This is a genomic window from Natrinema sp. CBA1119 (assembly GCF_002572525.1).
Taxonomy (GTDB): domain Archaea; phylum Halobacteriota; class Halobacteria; order Halobacteriales; family Natrialbaceae; genus Natrinema.
On record NZ_PDBS01000001.1, the window covers coordinates 2,882,891 to 2,899,064 of the forward strand.

A 16,174-nucleotide genomic window follows, 5' to 3' on the forward strand; every position below is an offset into this window, starting at 1 on the left:
GGTCCCACGTGTATTAATAAAATGGACGATAGCTGGAACTTTCTATCAGAAGAGACGGTGTTCCAGTGCCCTTGGTTCTCCGTCGGCTACGATAAGGTAAAGACACCGGATGAAAGCGTAAAAAATTACTATTGGATTGATCGGCCTGAGAACGCGCTTGCCGTCGTCGCGATTCAGAACGATAATGTCGTCATGGTTGAACAATATCGTCCTAAGTTAGATCATACTTTCATAGAATGTCCTGGCGGCCATGTGGAAAAAGACGAAACCTATCCTGAAGCAGCTGCACGCGAGTTACGAGAGGAAACAGGGATATCTGCTGAAAAACTCACACACCTGACTACATACTATCCTACAGCCACAACCCGCTACGAACGTGCGGTAGTTGTTGCTCAAAATTTATCTGAAGGGGAATCAGAGCCAGATGAGGGTGAGTATATTGAATGGGATTATATCCCGGCAGAAATCGCCTTCAAGATAGCTATGAACCAGCCAACAACGGGTTGGACTCTCACCCCCCTACTATTGGCACGTGAAGAAGGCTACATTTGAACATAATTAAGAGATTATCTAATAGAAGGACACAACAAACGACAACAACTCACGAATTGTTGAACAATTTGACTCCGGGGTTCACGTCTCACAGGGCGATGTGGACGGTATTGTCGATGCTATTGAGCGTTGGAAGTCGAACCCTGAACTCGTGGAGAAACAGGGGAAGAATGCACGTGAGGTCTTTGAGGAGAACTTCACCGTGGACGAATCGATTGACGACTACTATCGGATGCTCACGAAGTAGCGCTCAGAGGTTTCAAGCGCGCCGAAAAATCTCTTCATAGCCCGATTTGACTTATTCATTTTCACTCTCAAAGGCCTCCATCTCCCAGAACCGAGCATCGCCTGCATCGGAGCCAGGTTCCCCTTTCGTCGCGCTTCGTTCGACGCGATAGATGATGACGAGGACGTTCGCCCGTTCGCCCGCAGTAACGAATGCAGTATCAAACAGCTCTATATCTTCTTCTGAAGCCGTTACACCGGTCTCTTCTTCGAGTTCTCGGACTGCACCGAGAGCTGGAGGTCCGTCGTACTCTAGAAACCCGGCAGGGACGCTCCAAGATCCCACACTGGGAGGTTGCGTGCGCTTCACCAGCAATAACTGGGCGTCGTCCATGACGAGTACTCCCGCACAGGGTTTGGAATTTCGGTAGATCGGAGCCCCACACGTCGCACAGTACGCTCGGAGTTGGCCCTCGATCTCTTGAGAACTCAAACTGGCGCCACAGTCCGGGCAGTACTGGTGCGTCTGTTCGTCCATACGCTCAATAGAGCGCGCTTTGGTAAGCAAGTTGCCGTGGACGAATTTCTGGCCCACTTGACCGAGTGTTCCTCGCAGTTACAGACATCACATCTTCGAACGTTGATTACGTCGTCTAGACCGACGAGACGGCATTGTCTGCGAATGCCCACTTGGTAACTGATGTCCCGACCAGTTCTGCAGTCCACATCGCTTCGATCAGTGACGGCCTAGATCACGTCTTGATTTGACTAGTCCCCTCCATTTATTACCCCTGCACCGTACTGCATATTTAGCGAATCGCCAGACGGCGAGGAGGGCGTAACGCACCGTGACGATATCCATTCGCGGTCCGCCGAGTTCTTTATAAGGAACCTGGCGCCGTCGTGTGGATACGAATCGTCGTGGTTCGTGACGGTACTTGCAGGGCCCTGAGATGGAAAAATTAGATCTTCGATACATTGTATTCGGTTATACACTATATTCTACTCTGAAGGCTTCAATCACTCGTTCAGGCAATATCTATAGTGATCGTTCTGGTTGGTAAGTATCCAAAACGAGTAACGCCACGAGATCCGGTAGCGGATGACCGATCGATTCGGCAATTTCTACGAGAGCCAGTTGGATGGGGACCTTCCAGTCGCTCGCCTAGCGTTCTCCCGGGAGCACTGTCCCTAGGAATAACTCCTGAAACAGGTCGAGTAAGTCACTAGTGACCACTAATGTCAGCAGAACCGCTACGACGAACAGTTCGAAGCTTGCTGGATTACTCGTCTGGAACGTCTCGAGCCAGCACACCGGTTTCAGCTCACGGAACAGCAATTCTGCCGTCCACTGCAGTCCGTTCAGGGCTGCGGCCTGTCGGGGAGTGAACTCCTCGGGCTGATTCGTGACGTAGGGATGGTAGTTGTCGGAGTATTCGTTGCGGACACCGATGACACGGACCTCTGTCGTGTTGGTTGACTCCGTCCCACCGTAGGGCCATCGCTTATACTCGATCTTGACAGTCTCATCAATAATCCTCCGCTTCAGGCCACCCAGAACGTCCTGGAGACGATGACCGCCATTCTCGTTCTCCCTGACGCGTCCCTCGGTATCATTGGAAACGTGCCGGAACGCGACCGTCTCGAGCAACAGGCCCAAACCATCGAGTACGCCGACCGCGTAACCATGCTCGGTTTCCTCAAGGAGTACGACGACGTGCTCGCTCACATGCGCGCGGCGGATGTCTTCGCCTCGCCCTCGACCCGCGAAGGGTTCGGGATCACGTTCGCGGAGGCAATGGCTGCGGACTGTACCGTTATCGCAGCGGACCATCCCGAGTCCGCTGCGTCCGAGGTCATTGGCGACGCGGGGTTTCTCACGTCCCCAACTGTGGACGACCTCGCAGCGGTGCTCGAGCGGGCACTAGCAGGTGACCGTCCTAGTACGGACCCCACCGCTCGAGCGCAGCGATACGACTGGGATACCGTGGCCGATCAGGCGGCGCAGTGTTACCGCCACGCGATCGACGGGACGTGGTAGCGTTTCGAGCGACCAGATTACAGAAAAACTCATCACTCCTCAGTGCCGTCGTTTTCGTCGAGAAATTTCGCCTCCTGTTTCGCGCTGTCACTCTCCCCGCCGAGCGGTGTGACCGTTCTTTCGCATAGTCGCGGCCGCGCGGGTGTTCTAGGAGCCCCAGTACAGGAGCGCCCGGTGGAGACGCAATCCCAGACGCTTTCGGAGGTCCATACGGCATTCTCGCGAGTGAGCCACTTACGGATCGTCCCGACTAGCGCAACGAGACTATACTAGGTCCGGTCCTAGTACTAGGGTCGGCATCTCACACTGTATCCGCGAGAGCTGACCGACCGAACCACCGCGGGTGGGACTGAAAGGGGCGACGGCTCTCGAGGTGCGAGACGAAGTAAGCACCGCAGCGAAGCGAGGCGCGCAACAAGTCGCAGCGCTCGAGAGCCGTCGGGGCTTTCTGGAAAGTAATCTCGGAGAACAGTTCCGTTCGAGGCTATTCGTCGGTCTCGAGTTCGCTTACGTCGAGGTCTCCCTTGAGATAGGAATCCCCCGTTTCTGTTAACTGATAGAGACCAGTATCAACTGACTCTAGGAGTCCAGCATCGGACAGTGCGCTACATCGTCTGCTCACGTACTGACGGTCGTACTCGATATTCACCGCGAGCACTTTTGGGGAGACCAGAATCGGGTGCACATCGAAAAAGAGCATAATCTCGTAGTCGACAGGAGCCATCCAAGATACTCGCTCTACCATCTGTTGGTGAGTACCTGCCAGCAGTGCAGAAAAAGTAGCACTATTGGCAGGGAGAGTGTATACAATCGTTGTTTTATTCGATCAACGCCCGTTGTTAAGATTTATGTCAGTGGAGGATATTTTCTCTGGTACGGAAGCATACACGACTCTCTCGGTTGCAGAGTCGTAGAATAGCGGACCGGTGTTTGCGGCACCGAGTCCGCGAGCAGCTCCCGTAAACCACCTACGGAAGCCATGATGAACGACGATTCGCGGGGTCTTGAAAGCCCCGACCGACCGCACGCATCGACGCCGAACGACAGAGTCGCTTGTGACGGCGGAACGACCGACGAGTCCGTCCGCGAGCGCCTCGAGACGATCACCGAACTCACGAACAGCATCCTCGAGGAGGTGCGGAACCCTGACACCGCGAGCGATCTCGAGGACATCTCCGACGAGACGCGCCGTGGCGCGACGCGTCGGTTGCGAGAGATCGATGCGGAAGCGAGGCGCGTGGGCCTCGAACTGTTCGGGCCGGGGATGCTGATTCCGAGGCGGTCGGCCGAGAAAGTCGACGACGACCGCCAGACCGACGACCTCCCGACGGTCGTCGGCTGTGATTCGCTCACGACGACCTTTCGGGGACCGATCCCGGGTGCCCTCGAACACGCGACCGGCGACCGCAAGCCCGCTAGTATTGATGAACTCCTCGACGGAGAGATCGGAACCGCCGACGACTCCAACCACGCAGACACCACCAACCACGACGACACCACCAATCGCACTCCCAACGAAGACAACGGTGATCGCGATGGGGAGTGACTCGAGCGCGAGCTCCGACCATCCCAAACCCCTCGCACGCGAACTCGAGGCCCTCCGCGATCAGATCACGACCCTCGAGGACCGAGTTGCGGACCTCGAGGCGGAGTGCGGGCAGAAGAACGATCGAATCGGCTCGCTCGAGGCGGAGTGCCAACAAAAAGACGACCGAATCGCGGACCTGGAACAACGACTGACCGAGTGCGAGTCCCGGACAACCGAAACGAACCGCGCGGCCGACGCCGCGCTCAAGAAGGCGGACGCCAACAAGGATCGCGTCCGCGAGCTTCAGGGTCGCGAACTCGAGAAGGGCGCGCACCTTCGAACGGAGACCGTCGATCCCCACGAGATCCACATCACGAGCGATCGCCTCGAGAAGTTCACCAGGGACGACGGACGAACGTACTACCGCGTTCCGGACTCGAGCGATCCGCTGGATCGAACCGACGGTGTCGCGCTCGCCCACGGGGACCTCCTCCCGATCCAGCAGCTCGCGCGGATGGACGCGGACATGCGCCGCTCGAGCGCGAACTCCCTCCCCACCCGACTGGCCGCGAAACTCTGGCAGGCCAGGACCGACCCCACGATAGGAGACGATCCCTGGACGGACGGCTGCAAGTCCGTCGCCGAGTACGTCACCGCGGGCGATCTCAAACACTGGATCCGCAGGCAGGAAGACGGGATCAGCGAGACGTATGCCAAGAAACTCGTCTCGAGGACGATCGACGCGATCCTCGACCTCTCCAAACATCGCCTCGCGGTCAGCAAACGCACCCAGCGAAAGAACGGGCTCGAGTACACCGAGCGCCGACTCCTCCTCCCGACGGGCGCCGAGATTCCCGGGGAGACGACGAACCCGGCTGACTCCGAAGCGATGAGTGCCCCCTAGAGAACGGCTCGAGCACCGAAGCGAAGACGGCTGCAAACGAGACGGCTACGAGCGAGGCGGCCCCCGGAGACAGCTGACGTCTTCGGGCAGCCGTGGACGGGCTCCGTCACCCCCGCCTCGAGAGCGCGACACCGCGCGCTTGGCCACCAACCGAGACGACGCGAGGGCCGGCGAGCGAGGACGGCTAGCCGTGGGTCTCCCTCCTCGAGCAGTCCTCGGCAGTCGACGGCGAGACGGCCTCGAGTGGCCGTCCGGAGACGACAGCTGTCCACGGAGAAAGACGATCGAGTAGGTGCTTGAAGAGAGACGACCACGACGACCGGAGCGGTGTCCCTGATCAGTCGAGGAGATCGGCCGGTGCCAGTGCCCCTGCCGTTTCTAGTTCCGTGTCGAAGGAGACGAGCTCGGCATCGTGGCCCTGTGAACATGCGAGGATGAGACAATCGAGTGGATACAGTAACGTCTCTTGCTGCAATCGATTCGCGTCCATCATATCTGATGCATCGGGGATAACGACGGCGACGTCCTGCGTGATCTCGGTCTGAATGGTGTTCGCTCGAGAAAGCTCGAGGCGCTGCTTTTTCGTCAGGACAGTTCGGAGCTCCATGAGATTGAGCGTCGATGTGAGGAATTCGTGGTCAGCGCTCAGCAAGGCAGCCGCGATCTCCCCCGTTTCCGGTTCATCAGTGACGGCGGCGACGAAAACGTTCGTATCGAGAAAGAGCCTCATGTCTGTTCCCGAACGCTCCGGACCTCGTCGACGGAATTGACATCGAGTTCGGACGCCATTCCGCGGAGCCGCTCGCCTAACGGGGCGCGGTCGTCGTCAGCGTCATTCGACCGGGTGAATTCAGTCACGTCATCGACGTACACTCCCATATCCGAGAGCATGAGCGCCACGGGCATAACAGTTCGGCGGAACACACGGACGGTGTTCGAACAGGGAGCGAACGATCGGAGGCTCGAGATTCTGAGCGACGCTACCGATCGAGATGAATTCTCGGTCGCGGAACGAAAAGACGAACTCCGCTCACGAACCGAGAGGGATCTCGGTCAGTGTTCGACGACACGGACGTTCGATATGCTGTTCGTTCGATTCGTATGCCAGCGGATCTGAATCGATGATATCGGATCTCGACGTTAGCGTGGGGGTCACCGACGAGAATTCATCGGCCGGCCCGCCGAGGGGAACGGTTACTGGTTCATACGAGTCGAAAAATTCCGGATTGCTATTCGACCGCACTCCACCGGACGACGGAGCGATCGATCGCGTCCTGACCCACGTCGCGACCGACCGCCGTGAGTCCCCCTAGCCGTCGACGTTCTCTCCGCACTCGAGACAGAAATCGTCCTGCCAGGGGACGGTGATTCGCACCTCTCGGTCGGCGTCGCAGTTGGGACAGTAGGTTGTTTTCGTCTTTGTGTCGTTGCTCATATCCCCACACCCCCGGATCGTCGCGAGACGATGGGCGCTACGCTGAGACGCAACGTCACAGAAGTTAACAGTTTGGGAACCTTGAGTTATACTCCTGAAAATACCAACGGTTACTACCGTGAGCGGACTATTCCTTCCATTTTCCGTCGAGAGAAGCGATCGAAGACGACCCAGTCGACAGCGACGACGCGGTCGACTCGAGGGCTCTTCGAGGAAAGCCTTCGTGTCTCCCGCCTCGAAGAGTGGGTAACGCGGCTCGACGTTGAAACCGAATATGAGCGACTCAAACGCGCGTGAGCACCTCGACGCGAAGCACGAACGGAACCGTGAGCAACGCATTGAAGGCATCACGCGCTGGGTCGAATACATCAGATCCGAGCCGCCAGAAACGTGGGGGCCACAACAGAACGCGGTCGTCAATGGCCACCTCGATGCGGCCAAAAGCGTCCGGACTTCGGCTGCACACCAGCAGCACGTGAAAGACGTAGCGGCGGAGATCATCGAAGTGCGCGACAGGTTCAACAACGACGATTCGAATTGACGTTCTCCCCTCCCTCAATACGCCGAAGGCGTGTAGGATCGGGTAGGGACACGGGGATGAGTGAGAGGCTGCCTTGCGTGGCGATGGTATTGACCCTGGCTTCGAGAATCACCTCGAGATACTCGTTTCTCTCTCCCATCATCGTCGCGCCGCGTGACCGCGAGGTTACCGAGGCCGCCGGCGTTCGAGACGGCCGTTGCGAGTTCTGGGGCCGTCGCGCTGCCGACCGATGTCTAGGCGATTGGAAACGACACCTCGAGGAGCGCTCTCGCCGTTCGAACGGTGTCGGTCAGTCCGATCATCGGATGGGTGACTTGTGACCGCTGTCGATCTACTACCACCAGTCTCTACTTCCCGTAAATGATTTTCGTATGGGTACCCATACATCTAGCATGAGCAAGAACATCTCGATCTCGGACGATGTCTATCGAGAGCTAAAACGAGAGAAGGGCGACCGGAGTTTCAGTGACGTCATTCGAGACAATCTCGAGGAGCGGCGGAAACTGGCCGACGTCACGGGGGCTGGAGTCCTCGACCGGGAGACGCACGAAGACGTGAAAGACGATATCAAGCAGCTGAGCCGCGGGACGCTCTCGAGAATGGACGATGAAACTCTGTGACACGTCCGTCCTCGTCGATATTGATCGCGGTGGCGTCGCTGATCGAGTGACGAAACTCGACGACGAGGGTCACCACGCAATCAGTAGCGTCACGGTCACCGAACTCCGCCACGGCGTCGACAAACGGTATGAAGACGATTCGTCACGAGAGGGCGCTCTGGAGGACCTCGACCGACTCCTTGCCCGATTCGAACTCGTCGAGATCGATCGAGCGGTCGCGACCGCGGCGGCGGATATCATCACCGACCTTCAGCGGCGTGGAAAGCCGTTACACGATCTCCACGACGTCTACGTCGGCGCGACTGCAGCGGTCGAACGTCTCCCGGTACTGACCGCGAACGTCGATCACTTCGAGCGGATGGACGATGTTTCCGTCGTCGACTGGACGTCGTTTTAGCTGAATATCGTGCGACGTCCGCTTCTCGAGGAGCAGGAACGCGGCGCATACTCGCGGCGACCGATCAGCCGTGACGGACTGCCGGCAACCCCGAGACCGTCTCGATCGTCTCTGCGACGAACTCCTCGAGCAACGCTCCCACCGGCCGAACATCGTCGGTCAGCCCGCCGCTCTGGCCGGCGAACAGCGCCATGTCATGTGACAGGTCACATGACGCTCCCGGGCGAGGGTCGAAACCCGCCCCGCTGACCTCGGGAGAGTGAGTCCTGAAACTGACCGGTAGCAAGCCGGATTCCCTTCGTGTGGGGAAGTCATGCCGATCACAGCGCAGAAGATATTACTCGATAAAAACGTATTACAGTCAACAGCACTGTCAGACGGTGAGAACGGCGACGCGGGCGTATCGTGCTGCCCGCCAGCCAGTGACAAACGCGCCGAGTGTACCGATACTGACTACGATCAGAGGCCCGGCCGCGTAGATACTCAGGGGTGTTCGCCCATTGAGAACGTTCGAACTGATGGCTGCGCACAGATACCGAACGACAGAGCAATACCCGTGAGAGGCGAACAATTACTTGATAGGTGAAGGTATACCAGCCATGGAGATGGACGGACGAACGGCGCTCGTCACCGGTGCGAGCAGAAATATCGGACGAGCGATCGCAGTGAAACTAGCCGAACAGGGAGCAGATGTCGGCGTTGTCGCCCACACGAACCGGGAGGGGTGTGAAGAAACCGCCAGACGTGTTCAAGCGGCGGATGGCGAAGCGGCCATCGCACTCGGTGATTTAGGGGTGCCCAGCGACGTCGAGGAGCTGGTTCACACGATCCGTTCGGAACTCGGGCCGATCGACACACTCGTGAACAACGCAACCTATAGACCGATAAAACCGCTCCTCGACCTGACCGTTGACGATATCGATCGGGCGATGAACGTGAACGTCCGCGGGACCCTTCTCACGGCCCAGCACGTCATTCCCGACATGCTGGATCGTGGTGGCGGTTCGATAGTCAACGTGATCGGTGCGATGGTGTATCTGGGTCGTCCGAATCACGCTCACTCGTACGGAACGAAGTTCGCCATCGAGGGCCTGACCAGACAGTTGGCGAGCAAGTTCGGACGAGACGGCGTCCGCGTCAATGCCGTCTCACCCGGATTCATCGAGGTCGGTCGGGACCAAACCGACGACTGGAAACGGGCGCAGGACGCGATTTTCGAGGCGACGCCGCTCGGTCGAATCGGAACTGTCGACGAGATCGCCGACGTCTGTTCATTTGTAACGTCCGATCGAGCGCCGTTCATTACCGGGCAGGTAATTCACGCCAACGGTGGAACGTATCCGATTCCGCGGATCTTACCGAATGGGTCGTAGACCACGGCAGGCGATTTACCCGCCAACGCCCTCCAGACACCGCTATCTGACTCGATTGCGTCGCTCGAGCAGCAGGCAGCGGTTCGAGGGTCGATATACTGTCGCGTATCCGAGAGCTGATCTGCAACCGGCATCCAAGGGGAATGACTACTCCGTTGGCGGACGGAGATGCCACCGCTCGAGAGACGACCAGCGCCGCGACGGTCCCACCACCCCGCTTTGTATCGCAGCGGGTTGAACGACGAACCATGAGCCTCGCCCTGACACACTTCGCGGCCGGCGCGACCGGTGCAACACTCCTTCTGGCGTACCTCCCCGTCCGGACGCGATACGACGCCACCATCGTCGTCGCGAGCGGCTGCTGGGCGTTGTTGCCCGACGTCTGGCGCGTGACGCCGATCTATCGCGGGGCCGTCCGAGACCTGAGTCACTCGGCGCTGGGGAACGTCTGTTGGCTCCACGCCGTCTTCGACCGCGCCGATCCCACCGACTCGGCTCGACTCGCGGCCGTCGCGCTCGGCGTCTATCTGTTGGTCACCGTCATCTACGCCGAACGACGCGGCGACGGTCCGGGCGTCGACCGCGAGCGGCGGTGAGGGTGCCCGCTGGCGCGGGACTCGTCTGGGGATCGGCGGGAACGAGACGTGCCACCTCGAGCGGCGAGGAGCGCGCGCACGATCGTCGATCGACCGGTTCCCAGGTCAGTCCGTCGTCGGTGCTCCCGTTTCGGCGCTCGACGACCCGGCGGCCGTCGACGACGACCGGGATCGCCATCGCGTCGACCGCTTCGGCGAGTGAGCAGCCCGCGAACTCGGTCGCCCGGGGCTCTCCAGCGGGATCAGTCGTCGGCGATCCGGACGAGTTGTTTCCCCACGTTCGTCCCGTCGAACAGCCCCAGGAACGCGTCGGCAGCGGTCTCGATGCCGTCACTGACTGTCTCGCGATACTGGAGCCGGTCAGCCTCGACCCACCGCCGCAGCCGCGCATTGATGTGGTCGAACCGATCGGCGTGATCGCTGACGATAAACCCCTCGACGCGCGTGCGGGTCCGCTGGTGGAAGTGCCGCGGCCCGTCCAGTCGGTCGTCGCCCGCTTCCGCGTTGTAGAGGGCGATCTTCCCGCAGACGGCCACGCGAGAGTGATCGACGAGGTGGTCCATGACGGCATCGGTTACCTCGCCGCCGACGTTCTCGAAGTAGAGGTCGACGCCGCGCGGGCAGGCGTCGGCGACCGCCGCGGAGAGGTCGTCGGTCGTGCGGTAGTTGATCGCCGCGTCGAAGCCGCAGTCGCCGGTGAGCCAGTCGGCCTTCTCGTCCCGGCCCGTGATCCCGACCACGCGGCAGCCGGCAATCCGAGCGATCTGGCCGGCGACGGAGCCGACCGCGCCGGCCGCGGCGGAGACGACAACCGTATCGCCGGGTTCGACCCCGCCGACGTCGACGGTGCCGACGTAGGCGGTCCGGCCGGGCATTCCCAGGACGTGCAGCGCCGTCGAACCCGGTGCCGTCCCCGTGTCGACCGGCTCGAGGGCCGTGCCGTCGACGGCGGCGTACTCGGCCCAGTACAGGTGGCCCGAGACGGTGTCGCCGGCCTCGAACGCGGCGTGGTTCGACTCGACGACCGTGCCGACGGCCCGTGCCCGCATCGGCTCGCCGACTGGCCACGGGTCGGCGTAGGACTCGCTGTCGCGCATCCGCCCGCGCATGTACGGATCGACGGAGAGGTACTCGGTCCGGACGAGAACCTCCATCGGTCCCGGCTCGGGGATCGGCTCCTCGGTCAGTTCGAACTCATCGGCCGTCGGTTCGCCGGTCGGTCTGCTCGCAAGTCGCCACTGCTGGTTGCGTGTTGTTCCCATGGCTCTCGACCACTTCGGCGGCCTCGGTCATGACAGTGCTGATAGGAGCAACCGGGGCCGTGACGCGCCACGCCCGTGCTCGCAGCGCCACTGTGCGGGCACCAACCCTTGGCCCAGCCGCCGCCACGGCGGCGGCCCTGCGCCGACTTCGACGCGGCAAGTCCGATCACGGCCATCACCGCGGCATCGCGCTCGAACGCCGTGCCGCTGGTTCCGGAGATCGGCGACCAGGCTCATTGTCTCGGCACGGAACCCGGTGGTCACATCAGTGCGCATTGCAGGCGTGTACGGGGCCGTTTCAACGACCGGTGTCGAGAGACCCTCGCGGACTGCCCAACCAACAACCATCACGCCACAGGCGGACCCCCTCGTGGGCTGGCGGGCCACTCTCACAGGTCACCCGCGTTCGAGCACCACCTGCTGCCACCGGGAAGACGCACAGGGCCGCCGCACGCGGGGGCACACTCGAGACTTCGCACGGCGAGACATCATGTTTCCGAGAGGCGATACCGCCCTCCCGCTGCGACAGTCTCTGAGAGCGACCACGTCGGGCCTGACTCGAGACCGCGTCACTCACTGCATGTAGCAGCGTCACCGTCGCCCAGCTCGCGGTTGGTCCGACACGCCGGACAGCCGTCGACCTCCCCCTCGACGCCGAACACACGGATTAATTCCGACCGATTGGGGACGATAGCGAAAGCGAACACAAATCCGAGACAGGGGGTGAGTAACGCAGGGCCTCTCCTGCTTACCGTTATCTGCCAGACAGGATTCCGGTAGCTAGAGTTGGGCTCTGCTGTGCAAACTCGAGCGTGTGAACCCCCTCGAGTAGGCTCTTCTCCATCCCTGTGAGCTAGGCAGCTACCCTATCTATAGTCCGAACAGCGGGGTACACGTCCTCACTGTCGGGTTCTCGTTCCCAGTTCCCAACGCTGTCTCTGCCATCGTATCGCCTGATCACCGCACTCATGAGCGACATCAATCACAATGACCGACGATACCGAGACCTCAGATTCGACCCGATCAATCGACCAGTTTGCGACCGGACTTGAGCACCTCCAGGAGCGCATTGAGTACCTCGAGACGGAACTCGAAACCAAGGACGACCGAATTGACGACCTCGAGCGCGACCGCCTCGAGAAAACGACCGCCGCTCTCAGAGAGCGCCTCGAGGAGTGCGAACAAGCGCGAACACGCTGTGAGAACGCCGTCGACGCAGCGCTGAACAAAGCCGGGACGAACAAAGACCGAATCGAAGAGCTCCAGGCGAGAGAACTCGAGAAAGGTGCCCACCTGCAAACAGAGACCATTGATGAACACGAACTCGAGGTGCAGGGCGATCGACTCGAGCGGATCACCAAAGACGACGGCAAGGCATACTTCCGGCTTCCCGACAGTGCTGACCCCCTCGACGGCGGGAGTGTCTCGCTCGCCTACGGTGATTTGCTGCCCGTCCAGCAACTCGCGCGCATGGACGAAGACATGCTTCGCTCGACGGCGAACGCGTTGCCGACGCGCTTAGCTGCGAAGCTCTGGAAGGCACGAGCTGACTCGAGTTTCGGTGATAATCCCTGGGAGGCGGGATGTAAAGGTATCAGGGAGTACGTCAAGGCAAGCGATCTGAAACACTGGATCCGCCGGCAGGAACCAGGGACGAGCGAGGCGTATGCAAAGAAGCTGGTTTCGCGGACGATCGACGCCATGCTCGATCTCTCGAAGCATCGACTGGCAGTTCGGAGACGGACTGAACGAAAGAACGGCCTCGAGTACACTGAGCGACGATTGGTCCTACCGGAGGATGCTGAGATTCCGGGAGAACCGTCGAACTCGAGTGGCTCAGACGACGACGCTCCAGAGACAACTGGCGTCCTCGGCTAACCAGGGACAGGCCCTAGTAAGTCCCCTCGAGAGAGGCCACATCTCGTAATAGAACTCAATACAGACGCGAGAAGCGGTTAGTTGCTAGGTCGGCTAGCTGTAGGTACACTCCTTGAGCAGTCCTCAGCAGTCCATTCAGAGACGACCTCGAAGGTTTCTCTGGGGACGACAACTGTCCATAGTGCCCATTGATTCTCAAATTAGAGAATCCAATCGGCGTCGCAGTCCATCGTGTTCAAGGTCAGCCACGATCCGATGTCCGTGGTGAGGCCCGCAACGTAACGACCGCCCTGGGCACCAAACCCGAGGTCCCGATATCGAACGCTATGGAACTAAGGTTTCCCATATACCCCTATGCGAGAAGAAGATGGCTAAGTCAGGATGTATGATTTCCAGACTTCCAATATTCAGAGTGAGATGGCAAGGGAGTAGATTTATATCTATGACCCGCTTAGTGGTCGATATGTCAACCGAATTCGCTCGAGAACCCGCCCAGCAGGAAGGGGACAGTGAGCCACACGTCCCGGTGGAGGTCCTCGAAGCGATTGATAACCTTGCAAAGGGCAACACCGCTAGCAAGGAAGAAATCGAAGCCGTTCTCAAGTTTTAAACTTTTAAGTCTCATTACTGCTTTTTGAGGACGTGTGGCGTATATTCCCTTGGGCGGGTCGGAAGAGACACACGTTATCTTTGATGGTGGAATCCCTACTCACCTCGCCGATCTGAGTGCTTCCGAACAGCGGGATTTGCTGACGAAGCTCAGAAACATCGCGAGAGAAGATGCGCCCCCCGATGGATACGTTTACGAACAAATCGGCAATTTAGATATAATCAAATTCAGTGGAACGGGTCGCACATACACAAAAGTAGTCACGTTTATCCCCGAGAGAAATACCCACTATCACATCATTTACGTTCTTTACGTTGACGAAGACCACGACTATGACCAAGGGGGACTAGGGAAGTTGAGCCAGCAAGCTCAACAGACGCTGGAGATGATCACAAATTTGGAATCTGTTAAAGATGTTGAAACGTATCTTGAAGACCAGAATTCGCTAACAGCCGACGACTTGGACGACCTTCTCGACAGATGATATCCACTCCGGCGTGAACGCCAGGGTTTCCTCGCACTGGGAATCTCGGCTATGACGAGTCCAGAGAGCTGAGAGCAACCGCGTCGAGCCTGACTCGAGGCCACGTCACTCACTGCGTGTGGCAGCGTCACCATCGCCCAGCTCGCGGTTGGTCCGACACGCCGGACAGCCGTCGACCTCCCCCTCGACGCCGAACACGCGGATGAAGTCCCGCGTCACGAACTCGCCACAGTTACTACAGGTCGGCATATATGATAGTATTTCATAATAACACGTCATAATCGTGGCGGTCACCGTGGGCCGTGGACCGGTCGGCGGGAGCGCCGTCGCAGCCCCGATCGCCACACCGAGTCACTCAGGCCGGTGGCGCGCCGCCCGCGCCACGAGACCCACGTCAACACACGACACAGCGGTCGCTTCACACCGCCGTTCCATCGCGCCAACCGAGTGGCTCGGACGGACAGCGCGGCCGCCGCGCCGTCATGGCACTGCTGCGGAGCGGGGCGGCTGGTCGAGGCCGGCCTGTCCCCGATAGTGTCGCCCGGAGCCAGCCGCTGCCGTGACGACGGGGGACTCCACGTGATCGGCACGCGCAGCCCACGCTGAGTCGAACCGCTGGCTGACCCAGGCCCGTGCGCCCCTGTCCGTCACTGGCTGCACGCTGGGGCCGCCGTCACCGTCACGCCCCGTCGGTGCGATTCGGTTCAGCGCCATCAGCTCCACCACTAGTGGTTGGGGGGTCCGCGGTGTCATCGACGGGTGGGTTGGCCGGGCCGTCGGCCGGCTCACCGGTGGGTGACTCGGTTGGGTCGTCGGGCTCATCACCACTGGGTGGGTCGGTCGGCTGGTCGGGCTCCTCATCGGGTGGATCATCACCGGGCGGGTCCGGCGGTTGGTCTGCGGCGATCTCCTGTTCGAGAACGACGGTGCCGCTGGTATCGCGCACGATCACGACGTCGCCCTCCTCGTGCCAGATCTGGAAGTCGCCGCTGTACCCCCAGTAGAGCGTGTCGGCCGTCGGCTCACCCGTGCCGGTGGAGATGGTCACCGTCGCTCCTGGTTCCAGCGTGAATCCGCGCGGGAACTCGAACGGACTGGCGCTATTGCCCACTCGGCCACCGTCTCTTCGGTCTCGGATGGTCCAACCGGACAGCTCGAGCGGTCCGTCGCCGGTGTTCCGGAGCGTGAGATACTCCGCGCTGGCTTGCTCGCCGAGGATGTGGTAGTCAGCGAGTGCGAGGGAGACCGGATCACTAGGACTCTCATCGTCTTCGTCATCGTCGTCATCGCCGGCCGAATCATCGGTATCATCTGATGACTCGTCGTCCTCCGCAGCCGAGTCCTCGCCGGTGGGCGGTGCATCCCGAGGCGGTGCGGACTCGGGCTCGGCCACCGCGTCGGGGGTCCGGTAGACCGTCAGGCGGGCAGACTCGGTGGCGAGATCCGTGACGATGGTACTCCACGTCCCCCCGTCGGCAGCGATTGCCCCGCGTCCGGGGCCGACGTCGTGCGACGCGCTCCAGATCGGCGCTCCCTCGTCGACGACGACGAACGCACCCGCACCGCGGTCCGCGGTCTCAGCATAATTCGAGGTGGAGCCTCCGACCTCAAGGAGCGAGTGAAGCGAGCGAGTAGGTCGGAGAGGAAACCGACAATGGACGACGCAACCGCACGACAGCAGCCACTCGACTCCCAAGCGTATAAGTACCATTAGACAGTAATCTGAAA

At 60.3% G+C, this 16,174-nt stretch carries 23 protein-coding genes and 1 pseudogene; 13 read left to right on the plus strand and 11 right to left on the minus strand.

Features of this window, described 5'->3' with window-relative positions; all coding sequences use genetic code 11:
- The first annotated feature begins 21 nt into the window (after positions 1–21).
- Together CP556_RS14275 and CP556_RS25355 are read left to right on the plus strand one after the other, a co-directional pair.
- Positions 22–552 carry an NUDIX hydrolase gene (locus CP556_RS14275; RefSeq protein ID WP_098726232.1) on the plus strand — a complete coding sequence of 177 codons (531 nt, stop codon included), beginning with the start codon at positions 22–24 and terminating at the stop codon, positions 550–552.
- 100 nt (positions 553–652) lie between these two features.
- Entirely contained in the window at positions 653–799 is a 147-nt protein-coding gene (locus CP556_RS25355) for a glycosyltransferase family 4 protein (RefSeq protein WP_141551678.1), read from the plus strand.
- A 51-nt stretch (positions 800–850) separates the two neighbouring features.
- On the opposite strand, the gene CP556_RS14280 is transcribed toward CP556_RS25355, so the two are convergent.
- Both CP556_RS14280 and CP556_RS26395 read right to left on the minus strand, forming a co-directional pair.
- A complete protein-coding gene (locus CP556_RS14280; RefSeq protein WP_141551679.1) occupies positions 851–1,315 on the minus strand; it encodes an NUDIX hydrolase in 465 nt (154 codons plus the stop codon).
- Between the two features lie 627 nt (positions 1,316–1,942).
- Positions 1,943–2,437, minus strand: a complete 495-nt coding sequence (locus CP556_RS26395) for a transposase (RefSeq protein WP_394340736.1) — start codon at positions 2,435–2,437, stop codon at positions 1,943–1,945.
- Here CP556_RS26395 and CP556_RS14285 point away from each other — a divergent pair.
- Positions 2,372–2,818, plus strand: a pseudogene (locus CP556_RS14285) (glycosyltransferase); the annotation flags it as partial. The gene CP556_RS26395 and the pseudogene CP556_RS14285 sit on opposite strands and share 66 nt — an antisense overlap.
- 484 nt (positions 2,819–3,302) lie before the next feature.
- Here CP556_RS14285 and CP556_RS14290 read toward each other — a convergent pair.
- Positions 3,303–3,563, minus strand: coding sequence for a MarR family transcriptional regulator (locus tag CP556_RS14290; protein ID WP_176548199.1), 261 nt, complete (start codon positions 3,561–3,563; stop codon positions 3,303–3,305).
- Between the two features lie 237 nt (positions 3,564–3,800).
- Between CP556_RS14290 and CP556_RS14295 the strand changes: the two genes are divergently transcribed.
- Both CP556_RS14295 and CP556_RS14300 read left to right on the plus strand, forming a co-directional pair.
- Positions 3,801–4,364, plus strand: a complete 564-nt coding sequence (locus CP556_RS14295) for a hypothetical protein (RefSeq protein ID WP_176548200.1) — start codon at positions 3,801–3,803, stop codon at positions 4,362–4,364.
- On the plus strand, positions 4,354–5,250 hold the full coding sequence (locus CP556_RS14300) for a DUF8008 family protein (protein WP_098726236.1): 897 nt from the start codon (positions 4,354–4,356) through the stop codon (positions 5,248–5,250). Before CP556_RS14295 ends, CP556_RS14300 begins: the two co-directional genes overlap by 11 nt.
- 337 nt (positions 5,251–5,587) lie before the next feature.
- On the opposite strand, the gene CP556_RS14305 is transcribed toward CP556_RS14300, so the two are convergent.
- The 3 genes from CP556_RS14305 to CP556_RS26680 all read right to left on the minus strand — a co-directional run bounded on the left by CP556_RS14305 (position 5,588) and on the right by CP556_RS26680 (position 6,685).
- Positions 5,588–5,980, minus strand: coding sequence for a type II toxin-antitoxin system VapC family toxin (locus CP556_RS14305; protein ID WP_098726237.1), 393 nt, complete (start codon positions 5,978–5,980; stop codon positions 5,588–5,590).
- Positions 5,977–6,129: a hypothetical protein gene (locus CP556_RS26015; protein WP_176548201.1), complete on the minus strand. Its 153-nt coding sequence runs from the start codon at positions 6,127–6,129 to the stop codon at positions 5,977–5,979. The genes CP556_RS14305 and CP556_RS26015 overlap by 4 nt, the downstream gene beginning before the upstream one ends.
- Positions 6,130–6,559: 430 nt before the next feature.
- Positions 6,560–6,685, minus strand: coding sequence for a hypothetical protein (locus CP556_RS26680; RefSeq protein ID WP_255291465.1), 126 nt, complete (start codon positions 6,683–6,685; stop codon positions 6,560–6,562).
- Between the two features lie 274 nt (positions 6,686–6,959).
- Between CP556_RS26680 and CP556_RS14320 the strand changes: the two genes are divergently transcribed.
- From CP556_RS14320 to CP556_RS14330, 3 genes are all read left to right on the plus strand, one after another.
- Positions 6,960–7,226 carry a DUF8150 family protein gene (locus tag CP556_RS14320; protein WP_098726240.1) on the plus strand — a complete coding sequence of 89 codons (267 nt, stop codon included), beginning with the start codon at positions 6,960–6,962 and terminating at the stop codon, positions 7,224–7,226.
- Between the two features lie 392 nt (positions 7,227–7,618).
- Positions 7,619–7,846, plus strand: coding sequence for an antitoxin VapB family protein (locus CP556_RS14325; RefSeq protein WP_098726241.1), 228 nt, complete (start codon positions 7,619–7,621; stop codon positions 7,844–7,846).
- Positions 7,833–8,243, plus strand: a complete 411-nt coding sequence (locus tag CP556_RS14330; protein ID WP_098726242.1) for a type II toxin-antitoxin system VapC family toxin — start codon at positions 7,833–7,835, stop codon at positions 8,241–8,243. Before CP556_RS14325 ends, CP556_RS14330 begins: the two co-directional genes overlap by 14 nt.
- A 64-nt stretch (positions 8,244–8,307) precedes the next feature.
- On the opposite strand, the gene CP556_RS26690 is transcribed toward CP556_RS14330, so the two are convergent.
- Positions 8,308–8,436: a hypothetical protein gene (locus CP556_RS26690; protein ID WP_255291466.1), complete on the minus strand. Its 129-nt coding sequence runs from the start codon at positions 8,434–8,436 to the stop codon at positions 8,308–8,310.
- A 406-nt stretch (positions 8,437–8,842) separates the two neighbouring features.
- Between CP556_RS26690 and CP556_RS14335 the strand changes: the two genes are divergently transcribed.
- Both CP556_RS14335 and CP556_RS14340 read left to right on the plus strand, forming a co-directional pair.
- Positions 8,843–9,616: an SDR family NAD(P)-dependent oxidoreductase gene (locus CP556_RS14335; protein WP_098726243.1), complete on the plus strand. Its 774-nt coding sequence runs from the start codon at positions 8,843–8,845 to the stop codon at positions 9,614–9,616.
- Between the two features lie 248 nt (positions 9,617–9,864).
- Positions 9,865–10,212, plus strand: coding sequence for a hypothetical protein (locus CP556_RS14340; protein ID WP_098726244.1), 348 nt, complete (start codon positions 9,865–9,867; stop codon positions 10,210–10,212).
- A 242-nt stretch (positions 10,213–10,454) separates the two neighbouring features.
- On the opposite strand, the gene CP556_RS14350 is transcribed toward CP556_RS14340, so the two are convergent.
- The gene (locus CP556_RS14350; RefSeq protein WP_098726245.1) at positions 10,455–11,474 is read right to left on the minus strand and encodes an NADP-dependent oxidoreductase; all 1,020 of its coding nucleotides are present in this window, start codon (positions 11,472–11,474) and stop codon (positions 10,455–10,457) included.
- A 987-nt stretch (positions 11,475–12,461) separates the two neighbouring features.
- Between CP556_RS14350 and CP556_RS14355 the strand changes: the two genes are divergently transcribed.
- The 3 genes from CP556_RS14355 to CP556_RS14360 all read left to right on the plus strand — a co-directional run bounded on the left by CP556_RS14355 (position 12,462) and on the right by CP556_RS14360 (position 14,446).
- Positions 12,462–13,352 carry a DUF8008 family protein gene (locus CP556_RS14355; protein WP_098726246.1) on the plus strand — a complete coding sequence of 297 codons (891 nt, stop codon included), beginning with the start codon at positions 12,462–12,464 and terminating at the stop codon, positions 13,350–13,352.
- Positions 13,353–13,815: 463 nt separating this feature from the next.
- Positions 13,816–13,962, plus strand: a complete 147-nt coding sequence (locus CP556_RS26020) for a hypothetical protein (protein WP_176548202.1) — start codon at positions 13,816–13,818, stop codon at positions 13,960–13,962.
- 34 nt (positions 13,963–13,996) lie between these two features.
- On the plus strand, positions 13,997–14,446 hold the full coding sequence (locus CP556_RS14360) for a hypothetical protein (protein ID WP_098726247.1): 450 nt from the start codon (positions 13,997–13,999) through the stop codon (positions 14,444–14,446).
- A gap of 105 nt (positions 14,447–14,551) precedes the next feature.
- Here CP556_RS14360 and CP556_RS26025 read toward each other — a convergent pair whose 3' ends face one another.
- The 3 genes from CP556_RS26025 to CP556_RS14365 all read right to left on the minus strand — a co-directional run bounded on the left by CP556_RS26025 (position 14,552) and on the right by CP556_RS14365 (position 16,157).
- Positions 14,552–14,695 (minus strand): DUF7563 family protein, encoded by a 144-nt coding sequence (locus CP556_RS26025; RefSeq protein WP_176548203.1) that lies wholly within the window; start codon positions 14,693–14,695, stop codon positions 14,552–14,554.
- A 231-nt stretch (positions 14,696–14,926) separates the two neighbouring features.
- A complete protein-coding gene (locus tag CP556_RS25370) occupies positions 14,927–15,160 on the minus strand; it encodes a hypothetical protein (RefSeq protein WP_141551682.1) in 234 nt (77 codons plus the stop codon).
- Positions 15,126–16,157, minus strand: a complete 1,032-nt coding sequence (locus CP556_RS14365; RefSeq protein WP_098726248.1) for a lamin tail domain-containing protein — start codon at positions 16,155–16,157, stop codon at positions 15,126–15,128. The genes CP556_RS25370 and CP556_RS14365 overlap by 35 nt, the downstream gene beginning before the upstream one ends.
- Between the last annotated feature and the right edge of the window lie 17 nt (positions 16,158–16,174).

Excerpts from the sequence above, each read along its gene's own strand:
- CP556_RS14275 (WP_098726232.1), top strand. The coding sequence starts at position 22 with ATGGACGATAGCTGGAACTTTCTATCAGAAGAGACGGTGTTCCAGTGC.
- CP556_RS14280 (WP_141551679.1), bottom strand. The coding sequence starts at position 1,315 with ATGGACGAACAGACGCACCAGTACTGCCCGGACTGTGGCGCCAGTTTG.
- CP556_RS14290 (WP_176548199.1), bottom strand. The coding sequence starts at position 3,563 with ATGGTAGAGCGAGTATCTTGGATGGCTCCTGTCGACTACGAGATTATG.
- CP556_RS14295 (WP_176548200.1), top strand. The coding sequence starts at position 3,801 with ATGAACGACGATTCGCGGGGTCTTGAAAGCCCCGACCGACCGCACGCA.
- CP556_RS14300 (WP_098726236.1), top strand. The coding sequence starts at position 4,354 with ATGGGGAGTGACTCGAGCGCGAGCTCCGACCATCCCAAACCCCTCGCA.
- CP556_RS14305 (WP_098726237.1), bottom strand. The coding sequence starts at position 5,980 with ATGAGGCTCTTTCTCGATACGAACGTTTTCGTCGCCGCCGTCACTGAT.
- CP556_RS26015 (WP_176548201.1), bottom strand. The coding sequence starts at position 6,129 with ATGGGAGTGTACGTCGATGACGTGACTGAATTCACCCGGTCGAATGAC.
- CP556_RS26680 (WP_255291465.1), bottom strand. The coding sequence starts at position 6,685 with ATGAGCAACGACACAAAGACGAAAACAACCTACTGTCCCAACTGCGAC.
- CP556_RS14320 (WP_098726240.1), top strand. The coding sequence starts at position 6,960 with ATGAGCGACTCAAACGCGCGTGAGCACCTCGACGCGAAGCACGAACGG.
- CP556_RS14325 (WP_098726241.1), top strand. The coding sequence starts at position 7,619 with ATGAGCAAGAACATCTCGATCTCGGACGATGTCTATCGAGAGCTAAAA.
- CP556_RS14330 (WP_098726242.1), top strand. The coding sequence starts at position 7,833 with ATGAAACTCTGTGACACGTCCGTCCTCGTCGATATTGATCGCGGTGGC.
- CP556_RS26690 (WP_255291466.1), bottom strand. The coding sequence starts at position 8,436 with ATGGCGCTGTTCGCCGGCCAGAGCGGCGGGCTGACCGACGATGTTCGG.
- CP556_RS14335 (WP_098726243.1), top strand. The coding sequence starts at position 8,843 with ATGGAGATGGACGGACGAACGGCGCTCGTCACCGGTGCGAGCAGAAAT.
- CP556_RS14340 (WP_098726244.1), top strand. The coding sequence starts at position 9,865 with ATGAGCCTCGCCCTGACACACTTCGCGGCCGGCGCGACCGGTGCAACA.
- CP556_RS14350 (WP_098726245.1), bottom strand. The coding sequence starts at position 11,474 with ATGGGAACAACACGCAACCAGCAGTGGCGACTTGCGAGCAGACCGACC.
- CP556_RS14355 (WP_098726246.1), top strand. The coding sequence starts at position 12,462 with ATGACCGACGATACCGAGACCTCAGATTCGACCCGATCAATCGACCAG.
- CP556_RS26020 (WP_176548202.1), top strand. The coding sequence starts at position 13,816 with ATGTCAACCGAATTCGCTCGAGAACCCGCCCAGCAGGAAGGGGACAGT.
- CP556_RS26025 (WP_176548203.1), bottom strand. The coding sequence starts at position 14,695 with ATGCCGACCTGTAGTAACTGTGGCGAGTTCGTGACGCGGGACTTCATC.
- CP556_RS25370 (WP_141551682.1), bottom strand. The coding sequence starts at position 15,160 with ATGGCGCTGAACCGAATCGCACCGACGGGGCGTGACGGTGACGGCGGC.
- CP556_RS14365 (WP_098726248.1), bottom strand. The coding sequence starts at position 16,157 with ATGGTACTTATACGCTTGGGAGTCGAGTGGCTGCTGTCGTGCGGTTGC.